Here is a 13,434-nt window from a genome sequence, read left to right as displayed (position 1 = left end):
GGCGGCGGGCATTCTCTTATTGAACAGGAAGCATTTTTATGAAAGACATCAGTGAAAGCCAGGCCCGCCTGCACGGCATTTTTAACATCACCGTCACCCCGTTTACCGCCGATGGCGCGTTTGATTTCGTAGGTCTTGCGCGCAATATCGAGCGGGTCATCGCGCTGGGCTACGACGGCGTGCTGATTGGCGGCACCTATGGTGAATTCCCGGCGATGAGCGCCGATGAACGCGCCCTGCTGTTTCGCCGGGTGATGGATGTGGTGGGCGATCGGGTGCCGGTGATGTTGTGCAGCGCCGGGTCCGACGCGCGCACGGTGCGGGACCTGACGACGCTTGCCGGCGACCTGGGCGGCCTGCCGATGGTTACGCCGCCGTTTGTCTCCGAAGTCACCGACGCGCAGATCGTCAGCTTCTTTAAGCAAATGGCGCCGCTGTCGCGCACCGGCATCCTGGTCTATAACGCGCCGGGCATCGGCATTACCCTACCGCCGGCGGTACTTGAGCAACTGGCGGACATCGAGGGTGTGGTGGGCATCAAGCAGGGCGATCTCAACCCGACCGCCATCGACCAGATCGCCAACCGGCTGGCCGGCCGCCTGCGGCTGTTCTGCGCCTCCGACCTGGCGTTCCTCGGGCCGATGATGTGCGGCTTCGACGGCATCAGCAGCACCAACAGCTGCGCGCTGCCGGAAATCATCCTGGCCGCCTATCGCGCGATTGAGCGCGGCGACGCCGCCACCGCCCGCGATCTGCACCAGCTGTGGTATCCCTACCGCGCCCTGGCCCGCCGCCACGGCCAGCCGCAGCTGGTCAAGGCCGCCATGAACCTGCGCGGATTCGACGGCCACCATGTGCGCGCGCCGCTTATCGATCTTGAGGCGGACGTCATCGCCCAGGTGGCGGCCGAGCTTGCGCGCCTGGCCGACGATCCGCGCGCCGGCGTGACCCTGAAGTAGCTACCCCTCCCGCCGCCGCGCCGCCGCCGTTAACAACGCCGTCAGCAGCGGATGCGGCCGGCCGGGGGAAGACGACAGCTCGGGATGGCCCTGGACGCCGAGATAAAAATCATGGTCGGTCAATTCAATGCCATCGGCGATGGCGCCGCTGTCATCGGTGGCGCTGATGCGCAGGCCATACCGCTCCAGATCCGCTTTCAACGCCGGATTAAGCTGGAAGCGGTGGTTATAGCGCATGACCGACCGTTGGCCGAGCAGCCGGTGCATGCGGCTGCCCGGCCGGCTCAGCATGACCCGATCGCCCAGACGGTGCCGGGGCAGCCCGGGCGTGTCCAGCAGGGGAATAAAGGATTTGACCGGCGCCAGTGGGTCGGCTTCGGCCAGGTTGATGTCGGTGGAACGCAGCATGCGCTGGGCTACCGCCGTGGTCATGGTTTGCATGCCCAGGCACAACCCCAGGGTGGGAATACCGTTATCCAGCGTATAACGGGCGGCGGCAATCTGCCCGGCCACGTTGGCCATGGAGGCGCCGCCGGGCAACAGGACGCCGTCCGCGCGCGCGAGGATATGCGCGCAGGGTTCCTGCGGCGAGGCGAAAATGATATCCACCCTCAAAGACAAGGCGTCGGCGGCGTCGCCGATCGCGGCCGCGATCGCCGGATAGGCATCAAGCTGATCCCGCCGCGAGCCGAGCAGCGCGATGCAAAGCGGCGCACCGTCGCCAGGACACGCGTTCGCGGGCGCCATGGCCGGCGCGGTATCGGCCATCGGCATATCCTCCCCCGTCGCCATGCCGGAAGACCGGCCGGCGGTGGGCGCGATGTCCTGTGCTATCCAGCGGCCATAACCGTCGCGTCGCCACTCTCCCCAGGCGGTTTGCGCGGCGCCGTCGCGCGTAAAGACCAGCCCCCTGGCGGTGGGCGTCACGCGCACCAGCTGATAGTCCACGGCGAGACGGCGTAATGCCCGCAGCCGCGCCGGCAATTCGGCCAACTGCGCCGGCCCGAGCGGTATCACCCAATCCTGCCCGGACGGCACATCGGGCAGTTCGGACCAATGTTTCGCCGCGCCGGCGCCTTGAACGCCCAGGCGTTCCTGCCAGATAAGCCCGCTGGCGACCAGCGGACCGACGGCAGGCGCGTGCTGGCAGGCATCGGGATAAAGCGCCAGATCCCACTCCTGCGCCAGATGGGCCAGCGGCAGGCGCAGCCGGGCGGCCAGGATGGCGGCCATGGCCCCGTGGAGCGCCGGTTCCGGCGTGTCGTGCGCAACAAAAATCAATGTCATGGCTGGAAGTCCTGTAGCAGTTAACCGGGCCGGCCTCGCAGGAAACCGGTTTAAGTCCGGACGCTCGCGCCGTCGCCACCGCTGAATGATGGCATAAAGACGGCAAAAAAAGTGGTCAATCCGGGTGTGGACGTGATAGCTTAAATTGATTTTATTGTATCACATAATACAATTTTATTATTTCTGATAAAGGGGAAATGATGTCAACCGAATTACTTGCGCCTCGCTTACGCCGGGCCAGACCTTCGCCTACGGCGGCGATTTCCGACCAGGTTCGCGCGCTAACCGCCGCCGGACAGGATGTTATCAATCTTGGCGAAGGCGAACTCGACTTCGAAACGCCGGCGCACATCAAGCAGGCCGGCGTCGACGCGATTGTACAAGGTGATACAAAATACACAGCAGTGTCGGGCACCGCGGCGCTGAAAAATGCCATTATCGCCAAATTCGGCCGCGAAAACGGCCTTCACTACGCGCCTGAGGAAGTTATCGCGGGCAGCGGCGCCAAACAGCTCATCTTCAACGCCCTGCTGGCGACGGTGGCGGCCGGCGATGAGGTCATTATTCCCGCCCCGTACTGGGTTTCCTATCCGGATATGGTGGCGCTGGCCGAGGGTGAAAGCCGCCTGGTGCCCTGCGCCGAGGACCGGGGCTGGAAACTGCGGCCGGCCGACCTGGCCGCCGCCATCGGCGCCAAAACCCGCTGGCTTATCCTGAACTCCCCCAACAACCCCACCGGCGCGGTATATTCACGCGCCGAGCTTCAGGAGCTGGCCGCGGTACTGCTCGATCATCCGCGGGTACTGGTGATGGCCGATGATATCTACGAGCATATCTGCCATGCGCCGGGCGAATTCGCCACGCTGGCGCAGGTGGAGCCCAGGCTTAGGGATCGTGTCCTGACGGTGAACGGCGTGTCGAAAGGCTATTCCATGACCGGCTGGCGATTGGGCTATGCCGGCGGTCCGGCCTGGCTGGTGGCGGCCATGCAGATCCTGCAATCGCAAAGCACGTCCAACCCCAGTTCCATTTCACAGGCGGCAACGGTGGCGGCGCTGGAGCAGGGCCTGGACTTTATGGACGACTGGATGGCGACCCTGGCGAGACGCCGCGCCATAATCATGGACTGCGTCAACGCCATCGACGGCCTGGATGCGGCCGAGCCGCCGGGCGCGTTTTATGTGTTTGCCAACTGTTCGGGCATAATCGGCAAAAAAACGCCGGCCGGCGCCACGCTCGCCAGCGACGGCGACGTTGCCGCCTACCTGCTGGACGCCGCCCATGTCGCCACCCTGCAAGGTTCGGCCTTCGGCGCGTCGCCCTACCTGCGCATCGCCTACGCCATAGACGATAGGCGCCTGATCGAGGCCTGTGAACGTATCACCCGCGCGTGCCGGGCGTTACGTTAACCCTGCGGGAATATTCCCCCGGCCGCCCCGAATATCGGGGCGCGCATTATCCCTTCCCCGCCCGGTAAAACTCCCGGCGGCGGCCCGGGCCGAAACCGGCTAGGCCGCCGGCAGGCGATCCAGTATGGCCTGCGCGGTATTCACATCGGTCACCAGGCAGTTGATCATGCCCGAACGCACCGCGCCGATAATGCCGGCGGCCTTTTCCGGCGTGGCGGCCACGCCGATGGTCAGCGGCGTGCGCCTGAGCTGTTCAGGCGAGGCGGCAATCATCCGCGCCTCCCCTTCCCAATGCAACACCTCGCCGGTTTCGGCAACGTAATGGCGCAGCACGTCGCCGGCGGCGCGGCTCAGCGTCTTTTCATCGGCGGTGGCGGTGGTGGATTCGCCGGGTTTCGGCGCATGGGTCAGGCCAATGCCGACGATCGCCACATCCAGCCGGTCCCATAGCGAAATAATATCCTGCACGCTGCGATCGGCGAGAAACGCATCGCGCAGCTCGGCGGAGGAGATATAGGGCGCATGCAGGAAATAGGGCTTGCCTTCGAGCTGCTCGGCGGCGCGCCTGACGAACTCCGTTATCTGGAAATGCGGCGCGGCCTGCTGCATGCCGCCGTTTAGCGCCACGGTCAAGGTGCCCGGCAGCCGCGGCATGCCGGCCAGGGTCACTTCCCGTATCGCCCTGCCCCAGCCGATGCCCAGAACCGAGCCGGCGCCCAGCCCCGCCTGCTCCAGCAGCCTGGAAAGCGGCGCGGCCAGCGAGCCCAGCACGTTGGCCGGCGGCGCATCCACCACAAAGGCCTTCTTTAATCCCAGACGCTTAATCAGATCCGCCGTCATATTCTCAGGCGAAGAAAGCGCCACCACCTCGATGCGCACAATGCCCGCGGCGCGCGCCTTGTTCAGCAGCCGCGAGATGGTGGCGGTGGAGACATTGAACTTGCGCGCAATCTCCACCTGGGGCATGTCGGACTCATAGTGCAGCTTCGCCACCATATGCATCATGGCGCGCGTGGCTGCAAGATCTTGCAAAATTGGCTCTTTCAGCTTGAAATTCCTTTCTGTAATGTATTACACTCATTCTGTCGATGGGGGAATTATTGCGCAATATGCTGGAAATTGCAATCCGCCAGGGGGGTTAAACCCCTTATAAACCGCTGGATTGGCGCATTTTTCTCCCCATTAATCAAAGACGATGACGGTAACGGGTATCTGCTACAACAGCGTTTTTCATCTGTAATATATTTCATGTTAAGGAGAGTTTCATGTCAAAAATGTCCACCTCAGAATTACGCAGCTATCAGCAAATCTGTGGCAGCAACGGCGCCATGATGGTGATCGCCTGCGATCAGCGAGGTGCCATGCGCAGCCTGCTATCGAGCGATCCCGCCCGGCAGGCGCAGATTTCAGAACGGGAGCTGGGGCAGATCAAGGCCGATATCACCCGTTATCTGGCAAGCCAAGCCTCATGCGTACTGGTCGATCCGGTCTGCGCCGTGCCGCAGCTGGTGGATGACGGTATTATAGCGCGCGACACGGCGCTGCTTATCGGCCTTGACGCCTCCGGATTCGACACCACGCCGGAAGGCTACCGCCTTTCCCGGCTGGCTGAGAATATCAGCGCGCGGCGGGTGCGCGAACTGGGCGCCACCGGCGGCAAAATCATGGTGTATTTGCGCGCGGATCGCGAGGGGGCGAACCAGCATAATATCGACATCCTGCGCCATTGCATCGAGGATTTCACCCGCGAGGATTTATTGTTGGTGGTTGAGTTCCTGACCTATAAACTCGATGATGAAACCGACGAGGAATTTAAACGGAAAATTCCTGAACTTATCTACGGCGGCACCAGAATCGCCCTTGAATGCGGAGCCAAGGTATTGAAATTGCCCTACCCCGGATCGCCACAGGCCTGCGCCGACATCACCCGACTTGCCGGTGAAGTGCCGTGGGCGGTGCTCTCCGCCGGCGTCGACCACGCCACCTTTCTTACCCAGGTACAGCACGCCATGAGCAAAGGCGCCTCCGGGGTGATAGCGGGCCGTTCGTTATGGAAAGACTGTATTTCGCTGGATCGGGGCGCCACCCGGGAAAAACTGGAAACCCTGGCCATTCCACGGCTCAATGAGCTGCAGGCGGTGATTAAACAATATTTCCACGCGGGCCGGCAACACGACAACGCGCGGGCCGGGCAGGTAAAACATGTCTGACAAGAGCAGGACGCACGGCATCGACCGGTTATCCCAGGCAAACAACGCCGAGGTGTCGCTTCATGGGCAACGGGCCGGGGAACAAGGCAAACGGATTATCATGGTCAACGGTATTCCCGCCTCCGGCAAAAGCTCCCTCGCCAAACGTCTTTCGCAACAGGCAGGCTGGCTCAAGCTTTCCCTGGACGACATAAAAAATCCTTTCCTGCAGCGCCTTGAGGGTGTGGATCGGACCTTGAATCGCACCCTGGGTAAAGCCAGCTATCAGGTGATATGGTCCATTGTGGCGGATGCCCCGGCGGGCAGCACCTTTATTATCGACGCCTGGTTTGGTTTCCAGCCAAAGGCATTGTTGCAGGATTACCTGGCGCGGGCGGGCGTGACGCGCCTGCTTGAGGTCTGGTGCCAGATTTCGGCCGACCAGGTCGCCGGCCGGTATCTCGCCCGACTCGGGGAAAGACTGCCCGGTCATCCCGGCGCCGACTATATTGCCGAACTGCGGACGCTGGCGGAACGCGCCGGGCCGATGCAATTAGGGCCGGTATATTCCGTCGACCAGGACCGACAATCTCCGCCGGACATCGACCTCATATATGACTGGATAGCACATCAACTGCCGCAGGCGAAAATAATATAACCACTTATTGTAAGGAGATTACCGGCCACCGGTGTTAAATAATATAAGATTGCCTTTTTAAAATGGCCTTCCGACGATATTAAGAATGTCAACAGCACTGCTCGTGATTATTTTATTAACATATTGTTGTCATTATTTACTACAAGGTAGAAATAGATAAACTTAGATCACAGTTTTTATCATTTAAAGAAACCATACTAGTATAATACTAGTGCCATAAAAAAGAAGGGTCTTTATGTTAACGGACTGGATTAATGAAAGTAATGTTCGATTAATTGATCGGGCGGAAGACTGGCAAAGCGCGGTGGCATTATCCGTGCAGCCATTAATCGATCAGAAGGCGGTCGAGAGTCGGTACCTTCAGGCTATTTTCGCCATGCACCAGCAAATCGGTCCTTATTATGTCCTGGGCGAAGGCATTGCCATGCCCCATGCCCGGCCGGAGGAAGGCGTAATCAAAACCGCGCTTTCCCTGGTTATCGTTTCACAAGGCGTGGCGTTCGGCAGCGAGGACAACGATCCGGTATATATCATATTTGCCCTGGCGGCGGTCGACAGTCATTCACATATCGAAATGATCGTGAGCCTGTCAAAACTGTTTTGCGATGAGGCGGCGGTAAACACCTTGAAACGGGCGCAAAACGAACAGGAGATCCTGGCCCTGCTTCGCCAATTCTGAGATAAAAATAAACATAGATGGATCTTTATGAAAAACCAGCCGTTATTGCCGATGGCACTGACGTCGGCGATTAACCTACAGATCATCACCTAAGGAACCTTTGTTATGAAGAAATTATCAATTCTGGCGGTATGCGGGGCAGGACTGGGCAGCAGCTTTGCATGTGAAATGAGCATTGAGGCGGCATTAAAAGATCTGGGCGTAGCCGCTGATTTGTCTCATTGCGATATTTCCAGCGCTACCTCGACCAGGGCGGACATTATCATGACCGGTGAAAATTTTCGCTCGCAGTTCCAGCACTACACCATCAATGCCACCATTATTTATCTTAAAAGATTAGTTGATAAGAACGAAATAAAAGAAAAACTAACGCCGGTATTGCAAGCAAAAGGCTATCTGGCTTGACCGCTATTTAATTATAATTCGATTATTGCGAACCCTACAGGGGACTTATTATGTCTTTCCTCCATTTTATTGTCAACGATGTGCTTGGGCAGGCATCCATACTCATATCATTGATCGCGATGATTGGGCTTATTGCGCTAAAGAAAAGCCCAGGCCAGGTTATTACCGGCACCATGAAAACGCTATTAGGTTTTTTAGTCCTTCTGGCGGGCGCCAATATTATCGTTACCGCATTGAACTTTCTTGGCGACGTTTTCCAGAAAGGATTCCACATGCGCGGCGTGGTCACCGACGTGGGGTCCATTGCCGGTATCGCTCAACAAACCCTGGGACGGGAAACCGCCCTGATTATGGTTCTGGCGTTTGTGATAAATATTCTAATCGCCCGCTTCACGCGCTATAAATATATATTCCTTACCGGCCAGGCCTCGCTCTGGATGGCGACGGTCTGTTCGGTTATCGGCTATATGGGCGGGCTGCGGGGAACGGAATTAATTGTCATCGGCGGGGTGATCGCCGGCGTCATGGCCGTCGCCATGCCGGTGCTGGCGCAGCCCATCGTGCGCAAGATCACCGGCTCGGACGATATAGCGCTGGGCCATTTCTGCACCATCGGTTATATCGTGCAGGCCGGCGTGGCGAAGCTCACCGGCGATGTGAGCAAAAGCACCGAGGATCTGGAGCTGCCGCAATCGTTTTCCTTTCTGCAGGATACCTATCTTTCCATGATGGTGGTGATGATCCCGGTATATCTGATCCCCTCCATTGCCGCCGGTCCCGCGGTGATTGCGCCTTACGCCAACGGCGTTAACTACCTGGTGTATGCCTTCTTGCAATCGGTGCAGTTCGTGGTCGGGGTTTATGTGCTGCTGGCCGGCGTCAGGCTGCTGCTGGCGGAAATCGTACCGGCGTTTCGCGGCATCGCGCTGCGTATCGTGCCCAACGCCATCCCGGCGCTGGACTGTCCGGTGCTGTTTCCCTATGCGCCCAACGCGGTGATTATCGGCTTTATTTCCACCACTATCGGCTCGGTTATCGGCATGTTCCTGTTCCCCAGTATCGGACTGGCGATGATCCTGCCGGGCATGCTGACCAATTTTTTCGCCGGCGGCACCGCGGGTATCTTCGGCAACGCGGTGGGCGGCCGGCGGGGCGCCATAATCGGCGGCGTGTTCCATGGGCTGTTCATTACCCTGCTGCCGGCGCTGCTGCTGCCGCTGCTCGGCCAGTACGGTTTTTCCAATGTGACATTCAGCGATTCGGACGTGATCGGCGTCGGGCTGGTGTTCGGCCACATTCTTAACTTTTTCCATTAATCACTAAGGAGGCGGTATGGACTCGTCAATTGAGGCAATTCTGGCGCAGGATCTGGCGCCGAAAGAGCGCGCCAGGGCGCTTAACGAGCTGGGCAAGACCCTGTTTGCGCAGCGGGACGAGGACGGCGCCATCGCCTGTTGGGAAAAAAGCGTCGCGTGCTATGGCAAGCCCGGCCCCGCCCAGGCGCAGCTGATGAAGGCCTATAACCTGAAACGGCGTCAATGTTCGGAACGCGGCGATAGCGCGGGCATTGAGACCTTTTCCCAGAAAATCGATGCGCTGATGCAGCAAAGCAAGGACGCGATCCGCTATGGCTTCTGACGCCCGGCGCTGATATGGCGCGCAGGCCATGGTTAACGCCTGCCGCCACCCTTACCCCCTCCCACCCCATGGCGCGAACAGAGCTGAACGCCAATTATTTCGCTTTCACTTCGATTTAACAAAATGATTTCACTTTGCTTTTTTGTTGATCTGCGTCATACCTATATTCATCCACACTCGCATTATTAAATATACAGAATATATTATTCTTTAGTGAATTAAGGCATCAGTAGAAGAATCTAATTATAATTATTGTGCTTAATTTAGTTAACAAAAAAGAATTCAGTTATTTTAATTATTAAAGTCAATGAATATTCCGCTGTGTTTTGTTGATTTTAATGCAATGTCCGATGAGCAGGAGAATAAAGTGCAAACCTTTAACGCCGATATCGTCATCGTCGGGGCGGGGGGCGCGGGTTTACGCGCCGCCATTGCCGCCGCGCAGGCCCATCCCAACATGACCATCGCCCTGGTATCGAAAGTATACCCCATGCGCAGCCATACCGTGGCCGCCGAGGGCGGGTCCGCCGCCGTCACCCAGGATCATGACTCCTTTGACTCCCATTTCCATGACACCGTCTCCGGCGGCGACTGGCTGTGTGAACAGGACGTGGTCGATCATTTCGTCCGCCACTGCCCCGAGGAGATGACCCAGCTGGAACTGTGGGGCTGTCCCTGGAGCCGCAAGCCCGACGGGCGGGTTAACGTTCGCCGCTTCGGCGGGATGAAAATCGAGCGCACCTGGTTTGCCGCTGATAAAACCGGCTTCCATATTTTGCATACGCTGTTCCAGACCTCGCTGAAATATCCGCAGATCAAGCGCTTTGACGAACACTTCGTGCTGGATATCCTGGTGGACGACGGCCAGGCGCGCGGACTGGTGGCCATCAATATGATGGAAGGCACGCGGATCTGCATCCGCGCCAACGCCGTGGTCATGGCCACCGGCGGCGCCGGCCGCGTTTACCGCTATAACACCAACGGCGGCATCGTCACCGGCGATGGCATGGGCATTGCCCTGCGTCACGGCGTGCCGCTGCGCGATATGGAATTTGTACAGTATCATCCCACCGGCCTGCCCGGCTCCGGCATCCTGATAACGGAAGGCTGCCGCGGCGAAGGCGGCATCATGGTCAACAAAGACGGCTACCGTTATTTGCAAGACTACGGCATGGGTCCGGAAACGCCGCTGGGACATCCGGAAAACAAATATATGGAACTGGGTCCGCGCGATAAGCTGTCCCAGGCATTCTGGCACGAATGGCGCGCCGGCCGCACCATCTCCACGCCGCGCGGCGACGTGGTCTACCTGGACCTGCGCCATCTGGGCGAGAAAAAACTGCTGGAACGCCTGCCGTTTATCTGTGAATTGTCCAAAGCCTATGTCGGCGTCGACCCGGTCAAGGATCCGATCCCGGTACGCCCCACCGCCCATTACACCATGGGCGGCATTGAAACCGACCAAAGCTGCGAAACCCGTATCCGCGGGCTGTTCGCCGTCGGCGAGTGTTCATCCGTGGGTCTGCACGGCGCCAACCGTCTCGGCTCCAATTCACTGGCCGAGCTGGTGGTGTTCGGCCGCGTGGCGGGCGAACAGGCCGCGGCCAGCGCCGCCGGCGCGTCGGCCGCCAATAACCTGGTGCTCGACGCCCAGGCGCGGGATGTGGAAACCACCCTGCAAAACCTGATGGACCAGCGGGGCAATGAAAAATGGTCGGCCATTCGCGATGAGATGGGCCTGTCGATGGAAGAAGGCTGCGGCATCTACCGCACCCCCGAGCTGATGCAAAAAACCATGGATAAGCTGGCCGAGCTGAAAGAGCGCTTTAAGCGGGTGGCCATTACCGATACCTCAAGCGTATTCAATACCGATTTGCTCTACACCATTGAGCTGGGCAACGGGCTGGAAGTGGCGGACTGTATGGCGCATTCGGCGTTTAACCGCCGGGAATCCCGCGGGGCGCACCAGCGGCTCGACGAGGGCTGCACCGAGCGCGACGATGTGAATTTCCTCAAGCATACCCTGGCGTTTTATAATCCCGACGGCGCGCCGCGCCTGGAATACAGCGACGTGAAAATCACCACCCTGCCGCCGGCCAAACGGATGTACGGCGGCGAGGGCGCCGCGGCCGCGGTACAGGATAAAAAGGATAAGGAGCAGGCTAATGGCTGACACAAACACGCTGAAGCTTGAGGTGATGCGTTATAACCCCGAGCGGGACCAGGCGCCCCACCCCGTGGTTTACGACGTGCCCTATGACGAGCAAACCTCGCTGCTGGACGCCTTGGGATATATCAAGGATAACCTGGAGCCGGACCTGTCCTTCCGCTGGTCGTGCCGCATGGCGATTTGCGGATCCTGCGGCATGATGGTCGACGATGTGCCGAAGCTGGCCTGCAAAACCTTTTTGCGCGAATATCCGCGCGGCATGAAGGTCAAGGCCCTGGGCCACTTCCCCATCGAGCGCGACCTGGTGGTGGACATGACCCACTTTATCGAGAGCCTGGAGGCGATCAAGCCTTATATCATCGGCAATAATCGCCAGCCGTCGGAAGGCACCAACCTGCAAACCCCGGCCCAGATGGCCAAATATCATCAGTTCGCCGGCTGCATCAACTGCGGTTTATGCTATGCCGCCTGCCCGCAGTTCGGACTGAATCCCGAGTTTATCGGCCCGGCGGCCATTACGCTTGCCCACCGCTACAATCTGGATAACCGTGACCATGGCAAAAAGGAACGCATGGCGCAGCTGAACGGCGAAAACGGCGTCTGGAGCTGCACTTTTGTCGGTTACTGTTCGGAGGTGTGTCCCAAACATGTGGATCCCGCCGCCGCCATTCAGCAGGGCAAAGTGGCGAGTACCCAGGATTTTATGATCGCCATGCTGAAACCTCGCTAAGGGAGTGATTAACATGATAACAACCAAACGCAAGCCCTACGTCCGCGCCATGCCGGCCAACTGGTGGCGCAAGCTGGGATTCTACCGCTTTTATATGCTGCGCGAAGGCACCGCCGTTCCGGCGGTTTGGTTCAGCCTGGAGCTTATCTACGGGTTGTACGCTTTAAAAGCCGGCGAGGCCAACTGGGACGGGTTTGTGCATTTCCTGCAAAACCCGGTGGTGCTGGCGCTTAATCTGCTGACGCTGCTGGCGGCGCTGCTGCATACCAAAACCTGGTTTGAGCTGGCGCCCAAGGCCACCGTGCTGGTCGTCAAGGATGAAAAGGTCGGTCCGGCGCCGTTTATCGCCACGTTATGGGGCGTTACCGCGGTGGTGACGGTGGTGATACTGGCCGTGGCCCTCATCGTTTAATCAGGAGAACGCTATGAATCAGAACCCAAAACGCGCCGATGAACCGGTTTTCTGGAGCCTGTTCGGCGCCGGCGGCATGTGGAGCGCCATCGTTGCGCCGGTGATTATCCTGCTGGTGGCCTTTTTGCTGCCGCTGGGCTGGTATCCGGGCGAGGCGCTCAGCTATCCGCGCGTGCTCGCGTTTAGCCACACCCTGATCGGCCGCCTGTTCTGGCTGCTGATGATTGTCCTGCCGCTGTGGTGCGGGCTGCACCGCATCCATCACTGTACCCATGACCTGAAAATCCATGTGCCGGCCGGCAAATGGGTGTTTTACGGACTGGCGGCCATCCTGACCGTGGTCACGCTGGTGGGTATTTTTTAATAACCGGCGTGGCTGTCGCCACGCCGCATTTCATCCAGCTCCAGACCGACCAGTTGCATGGACGTTAGCGCCGCCAGCGTCTCGCGCGCTTCGTCCTCATCCAGCAGGCTCATGGCAAATCCCACGTGTACCAATACCCACTGGCCGACCAGGCCGGCGGGCTCGCCTTCGCACACCAGGGCGATATTGACCGCGCGCTGTACGCCGCAGACCTCGATACAGGCAGGTTGATGGATATCAGCCCCGACGGATACGATCTTTCCGGGAATGCCTATGCACATATTCTCTCCAAAGGGGGTTTACTCCAGCTCCAGCTGCCTGACGCGCAGGCTGTCGCCGCCGTTAACCTGCAACGCGTGACCGCCGCAGCGCGGGCAGCCCGCGCCATGGTGCGTTATCTCGACGGCGGCGCCGCATGACCAGCACCAGGCCGGCGCCGGGCGCACGTCAAGGTGCAGCGCGCTGTTCTCGGCCAGCGTGCCGCGGCAGGCGGCGCCGAACGAAAAACGCAGGGCGCTTTCCTCGATGCACGAC

At 59.4% G+C, this 13,434-nt stretch carries 16 protein-coding genes; 12 read left to right on the top strand and 4 right to left on the bottom strand.

The genetic code is table 11. The annotated features are described in order from the left end of the window. Positions 1 to 38: 38 nt before the first annotated feature. Positions 39 to 959, top strand: coding sequence for a dihydrodipicolinate synthase family protein (locus VGC33_RS16910; protein WP_331121934.1), 921 nt, complete (start codon positions 39 to 41; stop codon positions 957 to 959). Here VGC33_RS16910 and VGC33_RS16905 read toward each other — a convergent pair whose 3' ends face one another. Further along, positions 960 to 2,246 (bottom strand): glutamine amidotransferase-related protein, encoded by a 1,287-nt coding sequence (locus tag VGC33_RS16905; protein ID WP_331121933.1) that lies wholly within the window; start codon positions 2,244 to 2,246, stop codon positions 960 to 962. It abuts the gene before it with no gap. 200 nt (positions 2,247 to 2,446) lie between these two features. Here VGC33_RS16905 and VGC33_RS16900 point away from each other — a divergent pair, with 200 nt between their 5' ends. Next, positions 2,447 to 3,655, top strand: coding sequence for an aminotransferase class I/II-fold pyridoxal phosphate-dependent enzyme (locus tag VGC33_RS16900; RefSeq protein ID WP_331121932.1), 1,209 nt, complete (start codon positions 2,447 to 2,449; stop codon positions 3,653 to 3,655). A 99-nt stretch (positions 3,656 to 3,754) separates the two neighbouring features. Here VGC33_RS16900 and VGC33_RS16895 read toward each other — a convergent pair whose 3' ends face one another. Beyond that, the gene (locus tag VGC33_RS16895; RefSeq protein ID WP_331121931.1) at positions 3,755 to 4,687 is read right to left on the bottom strand and encodes a sugar-binding transcriptional regulator; all 933 of its coding nucleotides are present in this window, start codon (positions 4,685 to 4,687) and stop codon (positions 3,755 to 3,757) included. A 233-nt stretch (positions 4,688 to 4,920) separates the two neighbouring features. Here VGC33_RS16895 and VGC33_RS16890 point away from each other — a divergent pair, with 233 nt between their 5' ends. From VGC33_RS16890 to frdD, 10 genes are all read left to right on the top strand, one after another. Then, positions 4,921 to 5,865, top strand: coding sequence for a tagatose-bisphosphate aldolase (locus VGC33_RS16890; RefSeq protein WP_331121930.1), 945 nt, complete (start codon positions 4,921 to 4,923; stop codon positions 5,863 to 5,865). A 100-nt stretch (positions 5,866 to 5,965) separates the two neighbouring features. Further along, positions 5,966 to 6,502 (top strand): P-loop nucleotide/nucleoside kinase family protein, encoded by a 537-nt coding sequence (locus VGC33_RS16885; RefSeq protein ID WP_331121968.1) that lies wholly within the window; start codon positions 5,966 to 5,968, stop codon positions 6,500 to 6,502. Positions 6,503 to 6,737: 235 nt separating this feature from the next. Beyond that, complete coding sequence (locus tag VGC33_RS16880) at positions 6,738 to 7,181, top strand: PTS sugar transporter subunit IIA (protein WP_331121929.1); 444 nt, start codon at positions 6,738 to 6,740, stop codon at positions 7,179 to 7,181. A 105-nt stretch (positions 7,182 to 7,286) separates the two neighbouring features. Beyond that, positions 7,287 to 7,586 (top strand): PTS sugar transporter subunit IIB, encoded by a 300-nt coding sequence (locus tag VGC33_RS16875; RefSeq protein ID WP_331121928.1) that lies wholly within the window; start codon positions 7,287 to 7,289, stop codon positions 7,584 to 7,586. Positions 7,587 to 7,636: 50 nt separating this feature from the next. Then, the gene (locus VGC33_RS16870) at positions 7,637 to 8,902 is read left to right on the top strand and encodes a PTS sugar transporter subunit IIC (protein ID WP_331121927.1); all 1,266 of its coding nucleotides are present in this window, start codon (positions 7,637 to 7,639) and stop codon (positions 8,900 to 8,902) included. Positions 8,903 to 8,918: 16 nt separating this feature from the next. After that, positions 8,919 to 9,224, top strand: a complete 306-nt coding sequence (locus VGC33_RS16865; protein ID WP_331121926.1) for a hypothetical protein — start codon at positions 8,919 to 8,921, stop codon at positions 9,222 to 9,224. Between the two features lie 367 nt (positions 9,225 to 9,591). After that, on the top strand, positions 9,592 to 11,397 hold the full coding sequence (gene frdA, locus VGC33_RS16860) for a fumarate reductase (quinol) flavoprotein subunit (protein WP_331121925.1): 1,806 nt from the start codon (positions 9,592 to 9,594) through the stop codon (positions 11,395 to 11,397). Then, positions 11,390 to 12,124 (top strand): succinate dehydrogenase/fumarate reductase iron-sulfur subunit, encoded by a 735-nt coding sequence (locus VGC33_RS16855; protein WP_331121924.1) that lies wholly within the window; start codon positions 11,390 to 11,392, stop codon positions 12,122 to 12,124. Before frdA ends, VGC33_RS16855 begins: the two co-directional genes overlap by 8 nt. A 16-nt stretch (positions 12,125 to 12,140) precedes the next feature. Continuing rightward, positions 12,141 to 12,536: a fumarate reductase subunit FrdC gene (frdC, locus tag VGC33_RS16850; RefSeq protein WP_331121967.1), complete on the top strand. Its 396-nt coding sequence runs from the start codon at positions 12,141 to 12,143 to the stop codon at positions 12,534 to 12,536. Positions 12,537 to 12,549: 13 nt separating this feature from the next. Next, complete coding sequence (gene frdD, locus VGC33_RS16845; RefSeq protein ID WP_331121923.1) at positions 12,550 to 12,900, top strand: fumarate reductase subunit FrdD; 351 nt, start codon at positions 12,550 to 12,552, stop codon at positions 12,898 to 12,900. Here frdD and hybG read toward each other — a convergent pair. Together hybG and VGC33_RS16835 are read right to left on the bottom strand one after the other, a co-directional pair. Continuing rightward, positions 12,897 to 13,181, bottom strand: a complete 285-nt coding sequence (hybG, locus tag VGC33_RS16840; RefSeq protein WP_331121922.1) for a hydrogenase maturation factor HybG — start codon at positions 13,179 to 13,181, stop codon at positions 12,897 to 12,899. The two genes, frdD and hybG, sit on opposite strands and share 4 nt — an antisense overlap. An 18-nt stretch (positions 13,182 to 13,199) precedes the next feature. Beyond that, on the bottom strand, positions 13,200 to 13,434 hold a 235-nt coding region (locus VGC33_RS16835), incomplete at its 5' end, for a hydrogenase/urease maturation nickel metallochaperone HypA (protein WP_331121921.1).

It is taken from the genome of Acerihabitans sp. (assembly GCF_036398755.1).
Lineage (GTDB): Bacteria > Pseudomonadota > Gammaproteobacteria > Enterobacterales > Enterobacteriaceae > Acerihabitans.
This window is presented reverse-complemented; position numbering and strand designations above follow the sequence as displayed.